Source organism: Cryobacterium sp. TMS1-20-1, assembly GCF_004402355.1.
Lineage (GTDB): Bacteria > Actinomycetota > Actinomycetes > Actinomycetales > Microbacteriaceae > Cryobacterium > Cryobacterium levicorallinum.
Map to the genome: position 1 here is coordinate 12,095 of NZ_SOGF01000025.1, position 15,899 is coordinate 27,993.

Consider the following 15,899-nt stretch of genomic DNA (forward strand, 5'->3'; position numbering starts at 1 on the left):
CTGCACCTCGCAGCCCGAACAGCGGATGCCGCGGGCCGACCCCGCAGGGTCGGGCCGCGGCATCCGCTCACCAGCGTTTACTCGCGCAGGGTCGCACCGAACCGGTCGGCCGCGAGAGCGACACCGGCCAGGCGCGCAGCGCTGGCTTCGGCAGCGGTCAGCGTGCGTTCCTCGCCGCGAAAACGCAGCGCGAAGGTGAGTGATTTCTGGCCGGGTTCGACTCCGGCACCGCGGTAGTCATCGACCAGTTCGATGCTCTCGAGCAGGTCACCGGCGCCCTCCGCCACGGCCGCACGCAGGTCAGCAGCCGGCACGGAGGCCGGCACGACGAGCGAGAGGTCCTGGGTGGCGGCGGGCATCGTGCGGATCGGCGTGACCGTATTGATCACTCCGGCCTGCGCGAAGACGAGCGCGAGGTTAATCTCTGCGACGGCGACGACTGCGGGCAGGTCGTAGTCGTCGGCTACCGCGGGCAAAAGTTCGCCGGCAAATCCGACCGACGCCGTGGCGGCGGTGCCCGGAGCAGCGACGAACAGTTCGGCGGTGCGCCCGGGGTGCATCGCCGGATGCCGACCCTGACGAACCTCGATGCGCACCCCGGTGGCCAGCGCCACCTGCTGCACGGCGGCCAGCGCCGACTGCCAGCCGGCGGCGACGGCAGCCTGACCCGGCTGGTGCCGCACGTCGTTGCCGATGAGAACGACGCCGACCAGAAGCGGCTGCGGCACAATTCCCGCGTTCAGCGCCGCCTCATCCTGCGTGCTCGGTCGTGCGGCCCCGGCGGGAAGCACAGCCATGCCGTAGCTCACCCCGGCCACGGGCCGAAAGACCAGGCCCTGCTCGTAGATGGCCACATCGACCAGCCCGCGAGAACGGTTGCGGTGCGCGATCTGCAGCATTCCGGGCAGGATCGAGGTGCGCAAGTACGGCGCCTCACCGTCGAGCGGGTTGGCGACCTTCATCTGGGGCACCGCGATCGGGGCAGCGGATGCCGCAGCACCGTCGGTGCTGTCAGCATCCGTCTGCGACGGCACGACGGCCACACCGAACAGGTTGTTCGCCTGCTCGGAGACGAACGGATAGGTCAGCACCTCACTGTGGCCGGTGGCGGCGAGGGTCTGCGCGACCGTGCGGCGCAGCGTCTGGGTGTGCGTCAGGCCGCGGCCGGGCGGCGCGACCGGCAGAACCGAAGGAATCTTGTCGTACCCGACAATGCGGGCGACCTCTTCGGCCAGGGTCCACTTGTCGGTGAGGTCGGGGCGCCAGGTCGGCGGAGTGACCTGCAGGTCGCCGTCGGCTTCCTCGAGGGAGGCACCGACGTCGACCAGGGCAGCACGCACCTCATCCCCGGTGTAGGCAAAGCCGATCAGACCCGACACGAATCCGGTCGGCAGCAGAATCGGCTGTGCGGCCGGCGCCTCGTTGTAAACCGACCCGAGGTCGTCGGCAACTCCCCCGGCAAGTTCCACCAGCAGCTGCACCACGCGGGCGGCGGCAACGGCAGCAACTTGCGGGTCGACGCCGCGTTCGAACCGCTTGCTCGCCTCGCTGGGCAGCTTGTGGCGGCGGGCCGAGCGCGCAATGGACACCGGGTCGAAGTTGGCGGCCTCGACGAGCACATTGACGGTCTCCGAGCTGATCTCGGTGTTCGCCCCGCCCATCACTCCGGCCAGGCCTATTGGCCCGGATTCGTCGGTGATCAGCAGATCTTCGATGTTGAGCGTGCGGGTGACGGCGTCGAGCGTGGTGAATTTCTCGCCGGCGGTCGCGCGTCGCACGATGATGCCGCCGGCCAGCTTGTCGAGGTCGTAGCCGTGCAGCGGCTGGCCGAGCTCGAACATCACGTAGTTGGTCACGTCGACTACGAGCGAGATCGAGCGGATGCCGACCAGCCCCAGCCGGGCGATCATCCAGGCCGGGGTTGGCCGGGTCGGATCGACGCCGCGCACGACGCGGGTCACGAACACCGTCGCACCGGTCCGGTCCCGAATCGGGGCCTGGTCGTCGATCGTGACCGGGAACCGAGTGACCGGGGCCACGACGGTGAGGGCGAGTGCGGGGTCCCGAAACGGTACGCCGGTCGCGTGCGAATATTCGCGGGCGACGCCGCGAATGGAGAAGGCGTAGCCGCGGTCAGGCGTCACGTTGATCTCGACGGCGCTGTCGTCCAGGCCCAGCAGGGGGATGGCATCCGTTCCCACCGGGGCGTCGATGCCGAGCGATGACAGCAGCAGAATGCCGTCGTGCTCGTCGCCAAGGCCGAGTTCACGGGCCGAGGCGATCATACCGTCGGAGACGTGGCCGTACGTTTTGCGGGCGGCGATCGGAAACGGTCCCGGCAGCGAGGCGCCGGGCAGGGTCACAACGACCTTGTCGCCGACGGCGAAGTTGTGCGCGCCACAGATGATGCCGTGCACCGCCGGGCCGCCGTCGGCGGCGAGTTCGCCCTCGGGGGCTACGCGCACCTGGCACCAGTTGATGGTCTTGCCGTTGCTCTGCTCTTCGCCGACGAATTCGAGTACCTCGCCGACCACGATCGGGCCGGACACCTCGAAGCGGTGGATCTCTTCTTCTTCGAGGCCGACACTGACGAGAGCGGCGTGCACGTCTTCCGGCGTCGTGCCGGGCGCGAGGTCGACGAATTCGCCGAGCCAGGACAGTGGTACCCGCATTAGATCGTCATCCCATACTGCTGGCTGAACCGGATATCGCCTTCGACCATGTCGTGCATGTCCTTTACGTCATTTCTAAACATCACTGCTCGTTCCACGCCGACGCCGAACGCGAACCCGGAGTACACCTCGGGGTCGATTCCGGCGGAGCGCAGCACGTTGGGGTGCACCATGCCACAGCCGCCCCACTCGATCCACCGCGCGCCGTCCTTGAAGGTCGGGTGCCAGACGTCGAGCTCGGCGCTCGGTTCGGTGAACGGAAAGTAGTTCGGGCGCAGGCGTACCTTGGCTTCGGGGCCGAACAAGGCCTGCACGAAGTGGTCGAGCGTGCCGCGCAGGTTCGCCATGGTGAGGCCCTTGTCGATGGCGATGCCCTCGATCTGGTGGAACACCGGCGTGTGCGTCGCGTCGAGTTCGTCGGTGCGAAACACCCGTCCAGGTGCGACGACGTACACCGGAAGCTCGCGGCTGAGCAACGCGCGCAGCTGCACGGGCGAGGTCTGCGTGCGCAAAACGAGGTGGGCATCCGTCGGTTCGACGAAGAAGGTGTCCTGCATGGCGCGGGCGGGGTGGTCTTCGTCGAAGTTGAGCCCGTCGAAGTTGAACCATTCGCTCTCGAGCTCCGGTCCTTCGGCTACTTCCCAGCCCATGGCCACAAACACGTCGGCGGCCCGTTCGGTCAGCAGTGAAATCGGATGCCGCGCCCCGGCCTTCCAAGCGGATGCCGCTGCCGTCACGTCCACCGTTTCGGCGAGCAGCCGGGCGGCGGCTTCAATCGCACCGATCTCGTCTTCGCGGGCGGTCAGCGTCTTGGTCACGGCGCCGCGGGCCTGGCCGACGAGCTTGCCGGCAGCGGCCTTCTGGTCGCCGGGCACGCTGCGCATGAGGGCATTGAGCTTCGACAGCGGAGAGGACTCCCCTGCGTGCTCGCTGCGTACGAGCTTCAGCGCGGCGGTCGTAACGGCTTCGGCGATGGCGGCCAGTGCGGCGTCAACCGCGGCGTTCACTGCCTCTTCGGTAATGGCGGGTGGGTCGATGGGACCAGCGGAATCAGACACAGTCCCTGAGTTTACCTGCCTCAGGCGCCCTGGCTTCTGCTCTGGGCACCCAGCGCGCGCGGGTCGGCCTGCACTGGGTCAATCGGAGATACCGAGTCGTCCTTGGTGACGCTGCCGGCCTGCGGGCCGGTGCGCTTGGCAATTCGGCGTGCCAGCCAGGACAGTGACAGGTTCATGGCCAGATAGATGGCGAGCACAATGAAGAAAAACGAGAATTTGTACTGCTCGCCGAAGAAATTGGCGAGCTGGTTGAGCCCGGCCCGAAGCAGTTCGTTGTAGCCCACGATGAAGGACAGCGACGTGTCCTTGAGTAGAACGACCAGCTGGGCGATGATGATCGGCAGCATCTGGCGAAAGGCCTGCGGGAACTCAATGCGGAACCGGGTGGCCACCGGGGTCAGGCCGATGGCGAGTCCAGCCTCGCGCTGCCCGCGCGGCAGGGCGTTGATCCCGGCGCGGAGCGCCTCACCGATGATGGCACCGTTATAGACAGACAGGGCAGCCACACCCGCCCAGAACGAACCGGTGGAGAACACCAGGAGGATGAACAGCATCATGAGCAGTACGGGCATGCCGCGGAAGAATTCGAGCAGCACCGTGGTGGGCACCCGGATCCAAGCGGATGCCGACAATCGCCCGAAGGAGAACAGCACTCCGATCACGAGTGCGAAGACGGCGGCGACCGCGGCCATGCGCAGCGTCGCAAGCGCGCCCAACCCGAGGGTACGCCAGACCAGCAGGTCATTGAAGACGTCCCAGCGGCTGATATCCCAGAGGCCGGGCTGCACCGCACCGTTGGCGCTGGTCTTGGGCAGGCCGAGCACCACAATCAGGGCGAGCAGGCCACCGGCCAGGATGATCGTGCCGACAACGGAGATGAGACGCGATCGCGCGCGGGACTTCGGTCCGGGGGCGTCGTACAGTACAGAACTCATCGGAGCACCGCCACCTTCTTCTCGATCCTGCCGGCGATCAGGCCAAGAGGAATGGTGATGACCAGGTAAAACGCTGCGACCGCGAGCAAAATCGGGATGACGGCATCACCACGGTCATTGGTCACCTTGCGAGCCGCGCCGAACAGTTCGAAGACGAAGAACGCACCGGCGACCGACGTGTTCTTGGTGAGAGCGATGAGCACATTGATCAGTGGCGGCACCACCATGCGGATGGCCTGGGGCATCACCACGAACGTGAGGGTCTGCCCGAAGGTGAGGCCCACACTGCGTGCTGCTTCGGCTTGCCCCACGTGCACGCCGTTGACGCCGGACCGAAGTGCCTCGGCGACGAAGGGCGAGGTGTAAACCGTGAGCCCGATGGCTGCCAGCTGGAAGTATCCGGGGCTGAACTCCAGAAGGGGCAGGAGGTAGGCGCAAAAGAACAGTACGAGCGTCAGCGGAGTATTGCGAACAAGTTCCGTGTAGGCGGTTGCGAACACACGGAAGGACGAGATCGGCGAGATGCGCATCGCTGCGACAACAAGCCCGATAACGGATGCGCCGACTCCGGCGATGAGAAGCAGGCCCAGGGTGTTCCGGAAGCCTTCCAGGAACAGCGGCAGGTTGTCGATGACTGCGTCCACAACTCACCTCCTCGTCTTTGTCTGTCTGTCTGTGGTCTATGCGTGGAACATGCTGATTTCGTCACCGTGGCGACCCGCCCCTGGGCGGATCGCCACGGCTCAATGCTGGTTAGCGCGAGCTAGCTAGCGATTAGCAGGGGTCGACCTAGTAGCGGTCGACGGCCGGCGGGGTGGGGGTGTCGAGCACGGTGCCGGCGGTGGATTCCCAAGCCGAGACCCAGCTTCCGTCCGCATACGCTTCTTCGAGCACGTCGTTGATGAAGTTGCGGAACTCGGTGTCGTCATGCGCGAGGCCGATGCCGTAGGGCTCTTCGGTGAATGCGTTGTTGACGACCTCGAACTGTCCGGCATTCTGGTCGGCCAGGCCGGCCAGAATCACGTTGTCGGTGGTCACTGCGGCGACCTCACCGCTGCGCAGCGGACCGAGGCAGTTGGAGTAGGTATCCGAGGCGATGATATCGGTCGTGTACTCGGCGATGTTCTTCTCCGAGGTGGAACCGCTCACGGTACACACCTTCTTGCCGGCGAGGTCTTCGGGGCCGGTGATCTTGTCGGGGTTGCCCGCGAGCACGAGCAGGTCCTGTCCGGCCGAGTAGTACGGTCCGGCGAAGGACACGACCTCTTTGCGGGTGTCGTTGATCGTGTAGGTCGCGATCACGAGGTCGACCTGGCCGTTCTCAATGAACGGCTCGCGGTTGGCCGAAACGGTCTCACTCCAGTTGATGCCCGATGCCGGGATGCCGAGCTTGGCCGCGATGAGCTTTCCCATCTCAACGTCGAAGCCGACGGGGTCGCCGCTGGGGCCGAGCAGGCCAAACAGCGGCTGGTCGAACTTTGTTCCGATGTTGATGGAACCGGCGTCGGCCAGGCGGGCCATGGTGCTTCCCTCGGGGAATGACACCGCGGTCTCCACGGGGGCGGCGTCGCCGGTGGGGGCTCCCGAGTCCGCGCAGCCACTGAGCACGAGCGCACTTGCGATCGCAATGGCCGAAATCACTAGACCTTTTTTGAGTCTCATGGTTTTTCTCCTGATTGCTGGTACTGCTGCTGTGTAAACCCTGTCCACCGATTAGTGGGCAAGTATTTTGGAGAGGAAGTCTTTCGCTCTCGTGCTTTGGGGGTTGGTGAAGAATTCCTCGGGCGTGGTCTCCTCCACGATCTCGCCCTCCGCCATGAAGATGACGCGGTCTGCGGCCTTGCGGGCGAAGCCCATCTCGTGCGTCACGACGATCATGGTCATACCGTCGTTGGCGAGGTCGACCATGACCTCGAGCACCTCATTGATCATCTCCGGGTCGAGGGCACTGGTCGGCTCGTCGAGAAGGATGACCTTCGGATCCATGGCCAGGGCACGCGCGATGGCGACGCGCTGTTGCTGGCCACCGGACAACTGTGCGGGCATCTTCTGCGCCTGGTTGGCTACTCCGACACGGTCGAGCAGTGCCATCGCCTTCGTCTCGGCATCCGCTTTCGACATGCCGCGCACCTTGATCGGTCCGAGCGTGACGTTCTCGAGCACGGTCTTGTGCGCAAACAGGTTGAAGGCCTGAAAGACCATGCCGACGTCCGCACGCAGGTGCGCCAGGGCTTTGCCCTCTTCCGGAAGCTTGACGCCATCGATGGTGATGACGCCGTCATCGATGGTCTCGAGGCGGTTGATGGCCCGGCAGAGCGTCGATTTTCCCGACCCACTCGGTCCGATCACGACGACCACCTCGCCGCGGTTGACCACGGCGTTGATGTTCTTGAGAACGTGCAGTTCTCCGTAGTGCTTGTTGATGTCCTTGACGACGACTAGCGGTTCGCCCCGACGAACGGTGATATTCGAGGTGGCCGGGGACGAATCTATTGGCTCCATACCCTCCAACTTAGAACAGATCACCGGATGAGGGGTGCCAAATTCCCGGACAGTAACGCATTTGTAACAGTCCAGGCATCGGTTGTCTGTGCTATGTAGCAGGTCTGCCGGCGGTCTCCGGCCGGGCACCAGCCGACCCCTCCAGCGGCTCGGCCGCCGCAGAAAAAGGGTCGGCTCGGCCATGCCCGAGCACACTCGCCCCGGGCATGCCGGATGCCCGGACGGAGCTGTCCGGGCATCGGGTTTTTGTGCGGAAGGGCAGGTCAGGCGCGCTGGGCGAACGCGCTTTCATACAGGCAAACGGATGCCGCGGTCGCCAGGTTCATCGACTCAGCCTCGCCGTAGATCGGCACGCTGACGCTGCGGTCGACCCGGGCGAGGTCTTCGTCGGTCAGGCCGCGGGCCTCGTTGCCGAACAGCCACACCGTCGGAGCGGCGAGCAGCCCCTCATTGCGGGCGGAAAGCAGGTCGGAACCCTTGATGTCGGCAGCGAACAGCTGCAGGCCGGCGGAGCGGGCACGGTCCAGCACGTCGGAGAGATCAGCCGCGATGGCGACGGGGAGGTGAAAAATGGAGCCGGTCGAGGAACGGATGACCTTGGGGTTGTACAGGTCAACGCTGCGACCGGTGAGGATGACGGCGTCCGCGCCAGCGGCATCCGCTGCCCGAATGATGGTGCCGGCGTTGCCGGGGTCGCGCACCTCTTCGAGAATGGCGACGAGCTTGGGGCCCGCGTTGAAGATCTTCTTGACCGAGGTGGGGAACTGGTGGCAGACAGCCACGAAGCCCTGCGGGGTGACCGTATCGGCCATGGCCTCGAGTACTTCTTCGGAGACGAACTCCACCTCGACCTGGGCGTCGACGGCCTTCTGGGCCAGATCGGTATAGCGATCGAGCGCGGTCGGCGTGGCGAACAGCTCTACGACGAGCTCTGGGCGAAAGGTGAGGGCTTCTGAGACGGCCTGCGGGCCTTCGAGTAGAAAGAGACCGGACTCGAGGCGCGCGTCGCGCTTGGCAAGTTTTGCGACGGCACGGACGCGCGGTGAACGTGGATTATCAAGCATGTGCCAAGTTTACTTGCAGAAAAGGAGCGGGCGACCAGGTCGCCCGCTCCTCACTGTGGAACTCTGACCGATTCACCACATTCACGCCCAGGAGGCAGCCGGTGGTGGTCAATCACGGTGAAGCATTACGCCTTGACGGCGACCTTCGGTGCCGACGTGTCGGCGGGAAGGGCTGCCTTGGCGCTCTCGACGAGGGCGGCGAACGTCGCTGCCTCGTTGACGGCCAGGTCGGCGAGGATACGACGGTCAACCTCGATGCCAGCCAGGCCGAGGCCCTGGATCAGACGGTTGTAGGTCAGGCCATTCGCGCGCGACGCAGCGTTGATCCGCTGGATCCACAGGCGACGGAAGTCACCCTTGCGTGCACGACGGTCACGGTAGCTGTAGGTGAAGGAGTGAGTGAGCTGCTCCTTCGCCTTGGTGACCAGGCGTGAACGCTGACCGCGGTAGCCCTTGGCGCGTTCGAGAATAACGCGGCGACTCTTGTGGGCGTTTACGGCCCTCTTTACTCTTGCCATTTTTTACAAATCCTTATTCGTTACGGGGGCCTGGTGTTACAGACCGAGAAGCTTCTTGATGACCTTCTGGTCTGACTTGGCCAGCACCTGGTCCTGGTTCAAACGGGACTTGCGCTGCGTGCTCTTGACTTCGAGGTTGTGACGAAGTCCGGCCTGCTGCTTCATGATCTTTCCGCTTCCGGTGACCTTGAAACGCTTCTTGGTTCCGGAGTGGGTCTTCATCTTAGGCATGTGGTTCCTCCTGTTTCGCTGCCTTGTCGGCAACCTTGTCTGCCTTATCGGCGACCTTGTCTGCCTTCTCGGCAGCCTTGTGGGCGTTGATCTCGGCCTTGGCTTCTGACTTGTTTTTCAACGGGCCAATCACCATGACCATGTTTCGACCGTCGATCATCGGAGTCGATTCCACGGAACCGTACTCGGCGACATCCTCGGCAAATTTTTGGAGCAGTCGTACGCCCTGATCAGGCCGGGACTGTTCACGGCCACGAAAAAGAATCATGGCCTTGACCTTGTCACCGCTCTTCAGGAAGCCTTCGGCGCGTTTGCGCTTGGTCTCGTAGTCGTGCGTATCAATCTTGAGACGGAAACGAACCTCTTTCAGGATCGTGTTCGCCTGGTTGCGCCTGGCCTCCTTGGCCTTCTGCGCAGCCTCGTACTTGAACTTGCCGTAGTCCATGATCTTGGCCACGGGCGGCTTGGCTTCGGGTGCAACTTCGACGAGGTCGAGGTCGGCATCCTGTGCCAGGCGCAGGGCAACATCAATCGCCACGACCCCGACCTGCTCGCCGTTGGGACCAACGAGACGAACTTCGGGGACGCGTATACGGTCATTTGTACGGGGATCGCTGATGCGTCTCTCCTCTTGGTTAACTTCGTGATCACAACCAGACAGCGGATGCCGCCTGGGGACGAAGAGAGGAAAATCACGCGATTTCCACGCCGACTTTTTCGTTGACGTGTTCCACACGGCACCCTGTCTACCCTCACGCTGCCATCTTCCCGAGGGAGGCGATAACGCGACGGCGGAGTGCAATCTACCCGGTAACCTTGATGAAGCGGTATGCGCGGGTGGGAGATTCTCCACTTTCGTACCGAGACTATTGTCCCGGAACCAAAGACGAGCATAGCAGAGGAATGCAGTGAGCCCTAGTTTTGAGCAAGATACGGATTTTGAGCAGGATGCAGCACAGGCCACGCGCGATATCGCTGATGTGGCCGCTGTGGAGATCATCACCACGGCCGCGGTGCACCTGATGAGTGCGGCCGCCGTCAAGTGCGGGCTCGCCGACGATCCCGATGCCCAGATCGACCTTGACGAGGCGCGCAAACTGATCACTGCTCTCGCCGGGCTGGTCACGGCTGCCGCTCCCGACATCTCCAGCCTTCATGCGGGTAGCCTGCGCGACGGGCTGCGCTCACTGCAGCTGGCGTTCCGCGAGGCGTCCGCCTTTCCCGACGCGATCGGCGAAGGCCCCGGCGAGAAGCTCACCGGCCCGGTCAACTGATTCCTCCCCTTACGAACGGATGCCGCCGGTCACCCGACCGACGGCATCCGTTCTGCGCAGCTTGAGTCAGGTCTGGCAGTGCGGGCACCAGAATGTATTGCGCTGCTCGACATCGCTGCGACCGAGAGTGCTGCGTTGAATGTGGGTTCCGCAGCGTCGGCACGCCTGACCGCCTCGCCCGTAGACCCAGGTCTGGGCGCCGCGGCGCAGGTTGCCGGTGGTCGTGCGTTCGTCGCGGTCTTTATTGGCCAGGAGCAGGCGCCGGGCCAGGGCGACGAGTCCGGGGACGTCGGTGACCTCGGCCAGGGGCCGGGTCGGCAATAGTCCGCGCAGAAAGCAGAGTTCGTTGACATAGACGTTGCCGAGCCCGGCGAGATTGCGCTGATCGGCGAGGGCCAGAATGACCGATTGTTCGGGCCGAGCAGCGAGGCGCGTGGCTGCCTCGGCGCTGTTGCCCGCACTCCATTCGGTGTCGAGCAGGTCGGGTCCGAGATAGCCGACCACCTCCGACTCGGCCCGGGTGGGAACCAGCTCCAGCACACCAAGCTCGAACCCGACCGCGACCCAGTCCAGGGTCTGCAGCACAATGCGCGCCTGGAACGCCGGCCGCTGCCACCGCGTGCCGGGCCGGTACAGGTGCCAGGCGCCCTCCATTTTCAGATGCGAGTGGATGCTCGTCTCGCCGACCCGGTGCAGCAGATGTTTGCCGCGACTGACGACCTCGTGCACGGTCTGGCCCGTGAGATCGACGGTCGCGAAGGCCGGCACGCGGATGTCGCAGCCGGTGAGAATACTGCCACGCAGCGCCTGGTCGAGGGTTCGGGCCGTGCGATAGACGGTATCGCCCTCAGGCACGAAGCCTCAGCCCTTTTGGAGTCTCGGTGAATCCCGCGGCGCGCAGAGCCGCACCCACCTCGGTGCCCATGACGAACACGCCGTTGGCCGTTTCGACCGCGATTTTCTGGATGCGACCCGTTGTGACCAGAGCAGCCAGGCTCGCCGTGGCGGCCGCGAGCGTGGCCTCATCCGTCTCGAAGGCGACCACGGTCTTGCCGCCGCGCTCGACGTAGAGCACGAGGGCGCCATCGACGAGAACGACGAGTGCACCCGCCTTCCGGCCCGGGCGATGGGTGGTGTCGCCGGGGAGCGCCGGCCACGGCAGGGCAGCACCGTACGCGTTCGCCGGGTCGGTCGCGGCCAAGGTCACCACGGCCGGATGCCCGACCGACGAGTCTGCTACCCCGGCGGCGAAGGTGCGCAGCCGGTCGATGGTGCCGCCGGTGGCGAACTGGGCAGCGCCGAGCCCCTCGATGAAGTAGCCGCGTCGGCAGCGCGCCATCTCCTCGAATCCGGTGAGCGTGCGGTAGACGAGGGAGAATCCGCCGATGACGTTCTCGGCCATGACCGCGCCGCGCGTCACGACTCCGTAGCGTTCGAGCAGGGTCTCCCCCAGGGCGTGCGCGCGGCGGGTCGGTGAGTCGTCGGCCACGGGCAGAATCGACCAGCGACCAGACACCGTCGGTGGTCCGCCGCGGCTCGCCAGGCTCGGCCGGGGCATCGACCGCCCGCGGTGCAGGCGTGCCCGGGGCACGGCCCGGCTCGGGCGATGCGCGGTGTGACCGCCGGAGAGAAGCGACCGGATCGGGGCGAAGGTGTCATTGGTGATCAGGCCGGCCCAGACCAGGTCCCACAGCGCATGCACCAATTCCTGGTCATTCTGGCTACCGACGGCATCGGCAAGTTGCCGAAAGAAGTAGGCACCATTACTGCCCAGGGTCGCCAGGATCTCCTGTTGCAGGGGCGTCGTTTCGACGTCGATCGGTACCGGCAGGGTGAGCTGGGCGGTTTCGGCGAGGTGCAGGCTCACCCAGCCGTCATTGCCGGCAAGCGTTCCCGCACCGGCCCAGAGAACCTCGCCCGCGTTGGTGAGTTCGTCGAGCATACCCGGACGGTAGTCGCTGACCCGGGCGGGCAGAATGAGCGTCTCCCACGCGGATGCCGGAATGCGCGCCCCCTCCAGCTGCTCAACAACGGATGCGACTCCGTCGATTCCGCGCAGCTTTCCGCCCACGTGCTGCCAGGCCGGCAGAAACCGGCCGATCGCCCGTTGGTCGACCGGTTCGACCTCGTGCCGGAGCGCGGCGAGGGAACGGCGGCGGAGCCGCCGCAGCACCTCGGCGTCACACCATTCCAGGCCGCTGCCGTTGGGTCGAAACTCTCCGGCCACGATGCGTCGGGCATCGGCGAGTCGGCCGAGGGCGATTTGGACGACGGCCGTACCGAGACCAAACCGGTCGGCGACGGCATTCGTTGTGAAGGGCCCGTGGGAACGTGCATACCGGCTCACCAGATCACCGAGCGGATCAGGCGCGGATTCGGTGAAGGCGGCGGGAACGCCGATCGGCAGGGGAACGCCGAGGGCATCGCGCAACCGGCTGGCGTCTTCGACCGCCGCCCAGCGATCCTCACCGCCGACGTTGACCCGGATGGCGCGGCGGGCATCAACGAGAGCGAGCAGGGCCTGCTCTGCCCCCATCGCACCGGGCACGTGCGGCGATTCGGGCGCGGGCAGGAGCATCCGCTCGGCGACCTCGCTGGTGTTGAGCGGCCCCAGGGTACGCAGCAGGTCCGCGACACCCTCAACGCCCTTGGCCCGGTAGTCGGGGGTGAGCCGCTGCAGTTCCCGGTCGGTCTGGTCGATGACGGCTGGGTCGAGCAGCTCCCGCAGCTCGACCCGACCCAGGAGTTCGGCGAGCAGGCTCGAGTCGATCGCGAGGGCGGTCGCCCGCCGCTCGGCCAGCGGGGTGTCGCCCTCATACATGAAGGCGGCGACGTAACCGAACAACAGGGTACTCGCGAACGGGCTCGCGGTGTCGGTCGTGATTTCGATCAGGCGCAGTTCGCGCGAGGCGATCTGTCGGGCCAGCACCCCGAGGGCCGGCAGGTCGTAGACGTCTTGCAGGCATTCCCGCAGGGTTTCGAGAATGATCGGAAAAGTGGGGAAGGTGCGGGCCACGTCGAGCAGTTGCGCCGCCTTCTGGCGTTGCTGCCAGAGCGGTGAGCGCGCCCCGGGCTTGTAGCGGGGCAGAAGCAGGGCTCGGGCGGCGCACTCGCGAAACCGGGACGCGAACAGAGCCGAGCCACCAACCTCGTCGGTGACCAGTTGCTCGAGCTCGTCGGGGTCGAACACGAACAGTTCGCTGCCGGGCGGCTCGGTTTCGGTGTCGGGAATGCGTACGACGATGCCGTCGTCACTTGCCACGCAGGAGCCGTCGATTCCATAGCGTTCGCGCACGCGGGCACCGACCGCGAGTGCCCACGGCGCGTTTACCGGGGTGCCATACGGGGAATGCAACACGACCCGCCAGTCCCCCAGCTCGTCCCGAAAGCGTTCGACCACGAGCGTGCGGTCGGTCGGCAGTTGCCCGGTGGCAGCGCGTTGCTCGCCGAGAAAGGCCAGCAGGTTAGTGATCGCCCGGTCGTCGAGGCCACCCACGGCGCAGCGGTCCCTGGCTTGGTCGGCCGGCAGGCTGCCGACCTCGCGCACGAAGGCACCGATGGCCTGGCCCAGTTCGGCCGGGCGGCCCAGCCCGTCGCCCTTCCAGAACGGCAGCCTCCCGGGCTGCCCAAACGCCGGCACGACGAGCACTCGGTCGTGCGTGATCTCCTGAATGCGCCAGCTCGTGGTGCCGAGCGCGAAGACATCATTCACGCGGGACTCGTAGACCATCTCCTCGTCGAGTTCACCGACCCGCTTGCCGGTGATCTGCTCTCCGCCGACCATGAAGACGCCAAATAGACCGCGGTCAGGAATGGTGCCGCCACTGGTGACGGCCAGCCGTTGCGCGCCGGGGCGGCCGGTGAGGGTGCCGGCGTCGCGATCCCAGACGATGCGCGGGCGCAGTTCTGCGAACTGGTCGGAGGGATACCGACCGGCCAGCAGGTCGAGGGTGGCCTCGTAGGCGGAGCGGGGCAGGGTTACGAAGGGTGCACTGCGCCGCACGGTGTCGAACCAGGTCTCGACGTCGATTGGTTCAAGCGCGCAGGCCGCGACCGTCTGCTGGGCCAGGATATCGAGCGGATTGGTCGGCACCCGCAGCGATTCGATGGCACCGGCGACCATGCGTTCGGCGGCGACCGCGGCGTGGATGAGGTCGGCCCGATGTTTGGGGTAGATGACCCCGCGCGAAATCTCACCCACCTGGTGCCCGGCCCGGCCGAGCCGTTGCAGCCCGCTCGACACCGACGGCGGTGACTCCACTTGCACGACCAAGTCGACGGCGCCCATATCAATGCCGAGTTCAAGGCTCGACGTGGCGACGACACAGCGCAGCCGCCCCGATTTCAGGTCGTCTTCAATGAGCGCGCGCTGCTCTTTGCTGACCGAACCGTGATGCGCGCGAGCGAGCAGCGGTTCGGCCCCCGCACTCTCGCCGCTCGCGCCCATGAGCTCGGCTGGCGGTCTGGCAGGCGCGGGGCTGCCCACCGCCCGGGCGTCCCCCTGCGACACCGTCACGAGAGCGGATGCCTCCTCCCCGGCCAGGCGCTCGGCATAGATTTCATTGAACCGGGCCGTGAGCCGTTCGGTGAGGCGGCGCGAGTTTGCGAACACGATGCTGGAGGAGTGTGCAAGCACCTCGTCGACGATGGCCTCCTCGACGTGGGGCCAGATCGACCCGGTCTGCGGCGCCGAAGCTGACGTGACTCCTTCGCGTTGCGGCACCGGACCGAGGTCGCTCATGTCGTCCACCGGTACGACCACCCGCAGGTCGAACCGTTTCAGCGCGGGCGGAGCCACGATCTGCACGGGTGCGGCGCCGCCGAGAAATCGGGCCACCTCGCTCTGCGGCCGCACCGTGGCGGAGAGCCCGATACGTTGCGCCGGCCGGCTCAGCAGGGCGTCGAGTCGCTCGAGGGAGACGGCCAGGTGTGCACCGCGTTTGCTCGCCGCGACCGCGTGCACCTCATCGATGATGACGGTCTGCACGCCGCGCAGCGATTCGCGGGCGGCCGAGGTCAGCATGAGAAACAACGACTCCGGGGTGGTGATAAGAATGTCGGGCGGCGAGGTGACCAGTTTGCGCCGGTCGGCGGCCGGAGTGTCTCCCGAGCGCACGCCAACCGTGACGCGCGGCGGCTCCAGGCCGAGCCGCTGGGCCGAACGGGTGATTCCCACGAGCGGAGCGGTGAGGTTGCGTTCCACATCGACGCCGAGTGCTTTGAGCGGCGAGATATACAGCACGCGAGTGATGGGCGTGGAAGCGGCGGGCACGCGAGTGTTGGGCGTGGAAGCGGCGGGCACGCGAGTGATGGGCGTGGAAGCGGCGGGCACGCGAGTGATGGGCGTGGAAGCGGCGGGCACGCGAGTGATGGGCGTGGAAGCGGCGGGCACGGCCGGTGCGGCCGGTGCGGCCGACTCGGTGGCCAGCCGGTCAATGGCCCACAGGAACGCGGCGAGGGTCTTGCCCGACCCGGTCGGAGCCACCACAAGGGCGTGCGAACCCAACGAAATGGCCTCCCATGCTCCCAGCTGCGCTGCTGTCGGTGCCGCGAAAGCCTCGGTGAACCAGGCCCGAGCGGCCGGGGAGAATCGTTCCAGAACGTCGCTCATACCGTTATTGTCGCTCACCCCACCGACATTCGGA

The 15,899-nt window shown here is 66.0% G+C and carries 13 protein-coding genes; 1 reads left to right on the forward strand and 12 read right to left on the reverse strand.

All coding sequences use genetic code 11. The features are described from left to right. Positions 1–77: 77 nt before the first annotated feature. The 10 genes from pheT to infC all read right to left on the reverse strand — a co-directional run bounded on the left by pheT (position 78) and on the right by infC (position 9,599). Positions 78–2,672, reverse strand: coding sequence for a phenylalanine--tRNA ligase subunit beta (gene pheT, locus E3O45_RS05510; protein WP_134442398.1), 2,595 nt, complete (start codon positions 2,670–2,672; stop codon positions 78–80). Continuing rightward, on the reverse strand, positions 2,672–3,730 hold the full coding sequence (pheS, locus tag E3O45_RS05515) for a phenylalanine--tRNA ligase subunit alpha (protein ID WP_134442400.1): 1,059 nt from the start codon (positions 3,728–3,730) through the stop codon (positions 2,672–2,674). The genes pheT and pheS overlap by 1 nt, the downstream gene beginning before the upstream one ends. Positions 3,731–3,750: 20 nt before the next feature. Continuing rightward, positions 3,751–4,665, reverse strand: coding sequence for an amino acid ABC transporter permease (locus E3O45_RS05520; protein ID WP_134442402.1), 915 nt, complete (start codon positions 4,663–4,665; stop codon positions 3,751–3,753). Continuing rightward, entirely contained in the window at positions 4,662–5,309 is a 648-nt protein-coding gene (locus E3O45_RS05525) for an amino acid ABC transporter permease (protein WP_134343670.1), read from the reverse strand. The genes E3O45_RS05520 and E3O45_RS05525 overlap by 4 nt, the downstream gene beginning before the upstream one ends. A gap of 145 nt (positions 5,310–5,454) precedes the next feature. Continuing rightward, the gene (locus tag E3O45_RS05530; RefSeq protein WP_134442404.1) at positions 5,455–6,327 is read right to left on the reverse strand and encodes a glutamate ABC transporter substrate-binding protein; all 873 of its coding nucleotides are present in this window, start codon (positions 6,325–6,327) and stop codon (positions 5,455–5,457) included. A gap of 51 nt (positions 6,328–6,378) precedes the next feature. Beyond that, positions 6,379–7,167, reverse strand: coding sequence for an amino acid ABC transporter ATP-binding protein (locus E3O45_RS05535; protein ID WP_134442406.1), 789 nt, complete (start codon positions 7,165–7,167; stop codon positions 6,379–6,381). 263 nt (positions 7,168–7,430) lie between these two features. Then, positions 7,431–8,231: an RNA methyltransferase gene (locus E3O45_RS05540; RefSeq protein WP_092449846.1), complete on the reverse strand. Its 801-nt coding sequence runs from the start codon at positions 8,229–8,231 to the stop codon at positions 7,431–7,433. Positions 8,232–8,356: 125 nt separating this feature from the next. Next, a complete protein-coding gene (rplT, locus tag E3O45_RS05545; RefSeq protein WP_092449848.1) occupies positions 8,357–8,749 on the reverse strand; it encodes a 50S ribosomal protein L20 in 393 nt (130 codons plus the stop codon). Positions 8,750–8,785: 36 nt separating this feature from the next. Then, entirely contained in the window at positions 8,786–8,980 is a 195-nt protein-coding gene (gene rpmI / locus E3O45_RS05550) for a 50S ribosomal protein L35 (RefSeq protein ID WP_092341054.1), read from the reverse strand. Continuing rightward, positions 8,973–9,599: a translation initiation factor IF-3 gene (gene infC / locus E3O45_RS05555; protein ID WP_104127223.1), complete on the reverse strand. Its 627-nt coding sequence runs from the start codon at positions 9,597–9,599 to the stop codon at positions 8,973–8,975. The genes rpmI and infC overlap by 8 nt, the downstream gene beginning before the upstream one ends. A gap of 289 nt (positions 9,600–9,888) precedes the next feature. Here infC and E3O45_RS05560 point away from each other — a divergent pair, with 289 nt between their 5' ends. Beyond that, positions 9,889–10,254, forward strand: a complete 366-nt coding sequence (locus E3O45_RS05560; RefSeq protein ID WP_104132443.1) for a DUF1844 domain-containing protein — start codon at positions 9,889–9,891, stop codon at positions 10,252–10,254. 66 nt (positions 10,255–10,320) lie between these two features. Here the strand turns inward: E3O45_RS05560 and E3O45_RS05565 are convergent, their stop codons facing one another. Beyond that, positions 10,321–11,109, reverse strand: coding sequence for a DNA-formamidopyrimidine glycosylase family protein (locus E3O45_RS05565; protein ID WP_134442407.1), 789 nt, complete (start codon positions 11,107–11,109; stop codon positions 10,321–10,323). Next, positions 11,102–15,865: an ATP-dependent helicase gene (locus E3O45_RS05570; protein WP_134442409.1), complete on the reverse strand. Its 4,764-nt coding sequence runs from the start codon at positions 15,863–15,865 to the stop codon at positions 11,102–11,104. The genes E3O45_RS05565 and E3O45_RS05570 overlap by 8 nt, the downstream gene beginning before the upstream one ends. Positions 15,866–15,899: the final 34 nt, after the last annotated feature.

Coding starts and splice junctions, on each gene's coding strand:
- pheT (WP_134442398.1), bottom strand. CDS start 2,672: ATGCGGGTACCACTGTCCTGGCTCGGCGAATTCGTCGACCTCGCGCCC.
- E3O45_RS05520 (WP_134442402.1), bottom strand. CDS start 4,665: ATGAGTTCTGTACTGTACGACGCCCCCGGACCGAAGTCCCGCGCGCGA.
- E3O45_RS05530 (WP_134442404.1), bottom strand. CDS start 6,327: ATGAGACTCAAAAAAGGTCTAGTGATTTCGGCCATTGCGATCGCAAGT.
- E3O45_RS05535 (WP_134442406.1), bottom strand. CDS start 7,167: ATGGAGCCAATAGATTCGTCCCCGGCCACCTCGAATATCACCGTTCGT.
- E3O45_RS05540 (WP_092449846.1), bottom strand. CDS start 8,231: ATGCTTGATAATCCACGTTCACCGCGCGTCCGTGCCGTCGCAAAACTT.
- rplT (WP_092449848.1), bottom strand. CDS start 8,749: ATGGCAAGAGTAAAGAGGGCCGTAAACGCCCACAAGAGTCGCCGCGTT.
- rpmI (WP_092341054.1), bottom strand. CDS start 8,980: ATGCCTAAGATGAAGACCCACTCCGGAACCAAGAAGCGTTTCAAGGTC.
- E3O45_RS05570 (WP_134442409.1), bottom strand. CDS start 15,865: ATGAGCGACGTTCTGGAACGATTCTCCCCGGCCGCTCGGGCCTGGTTC.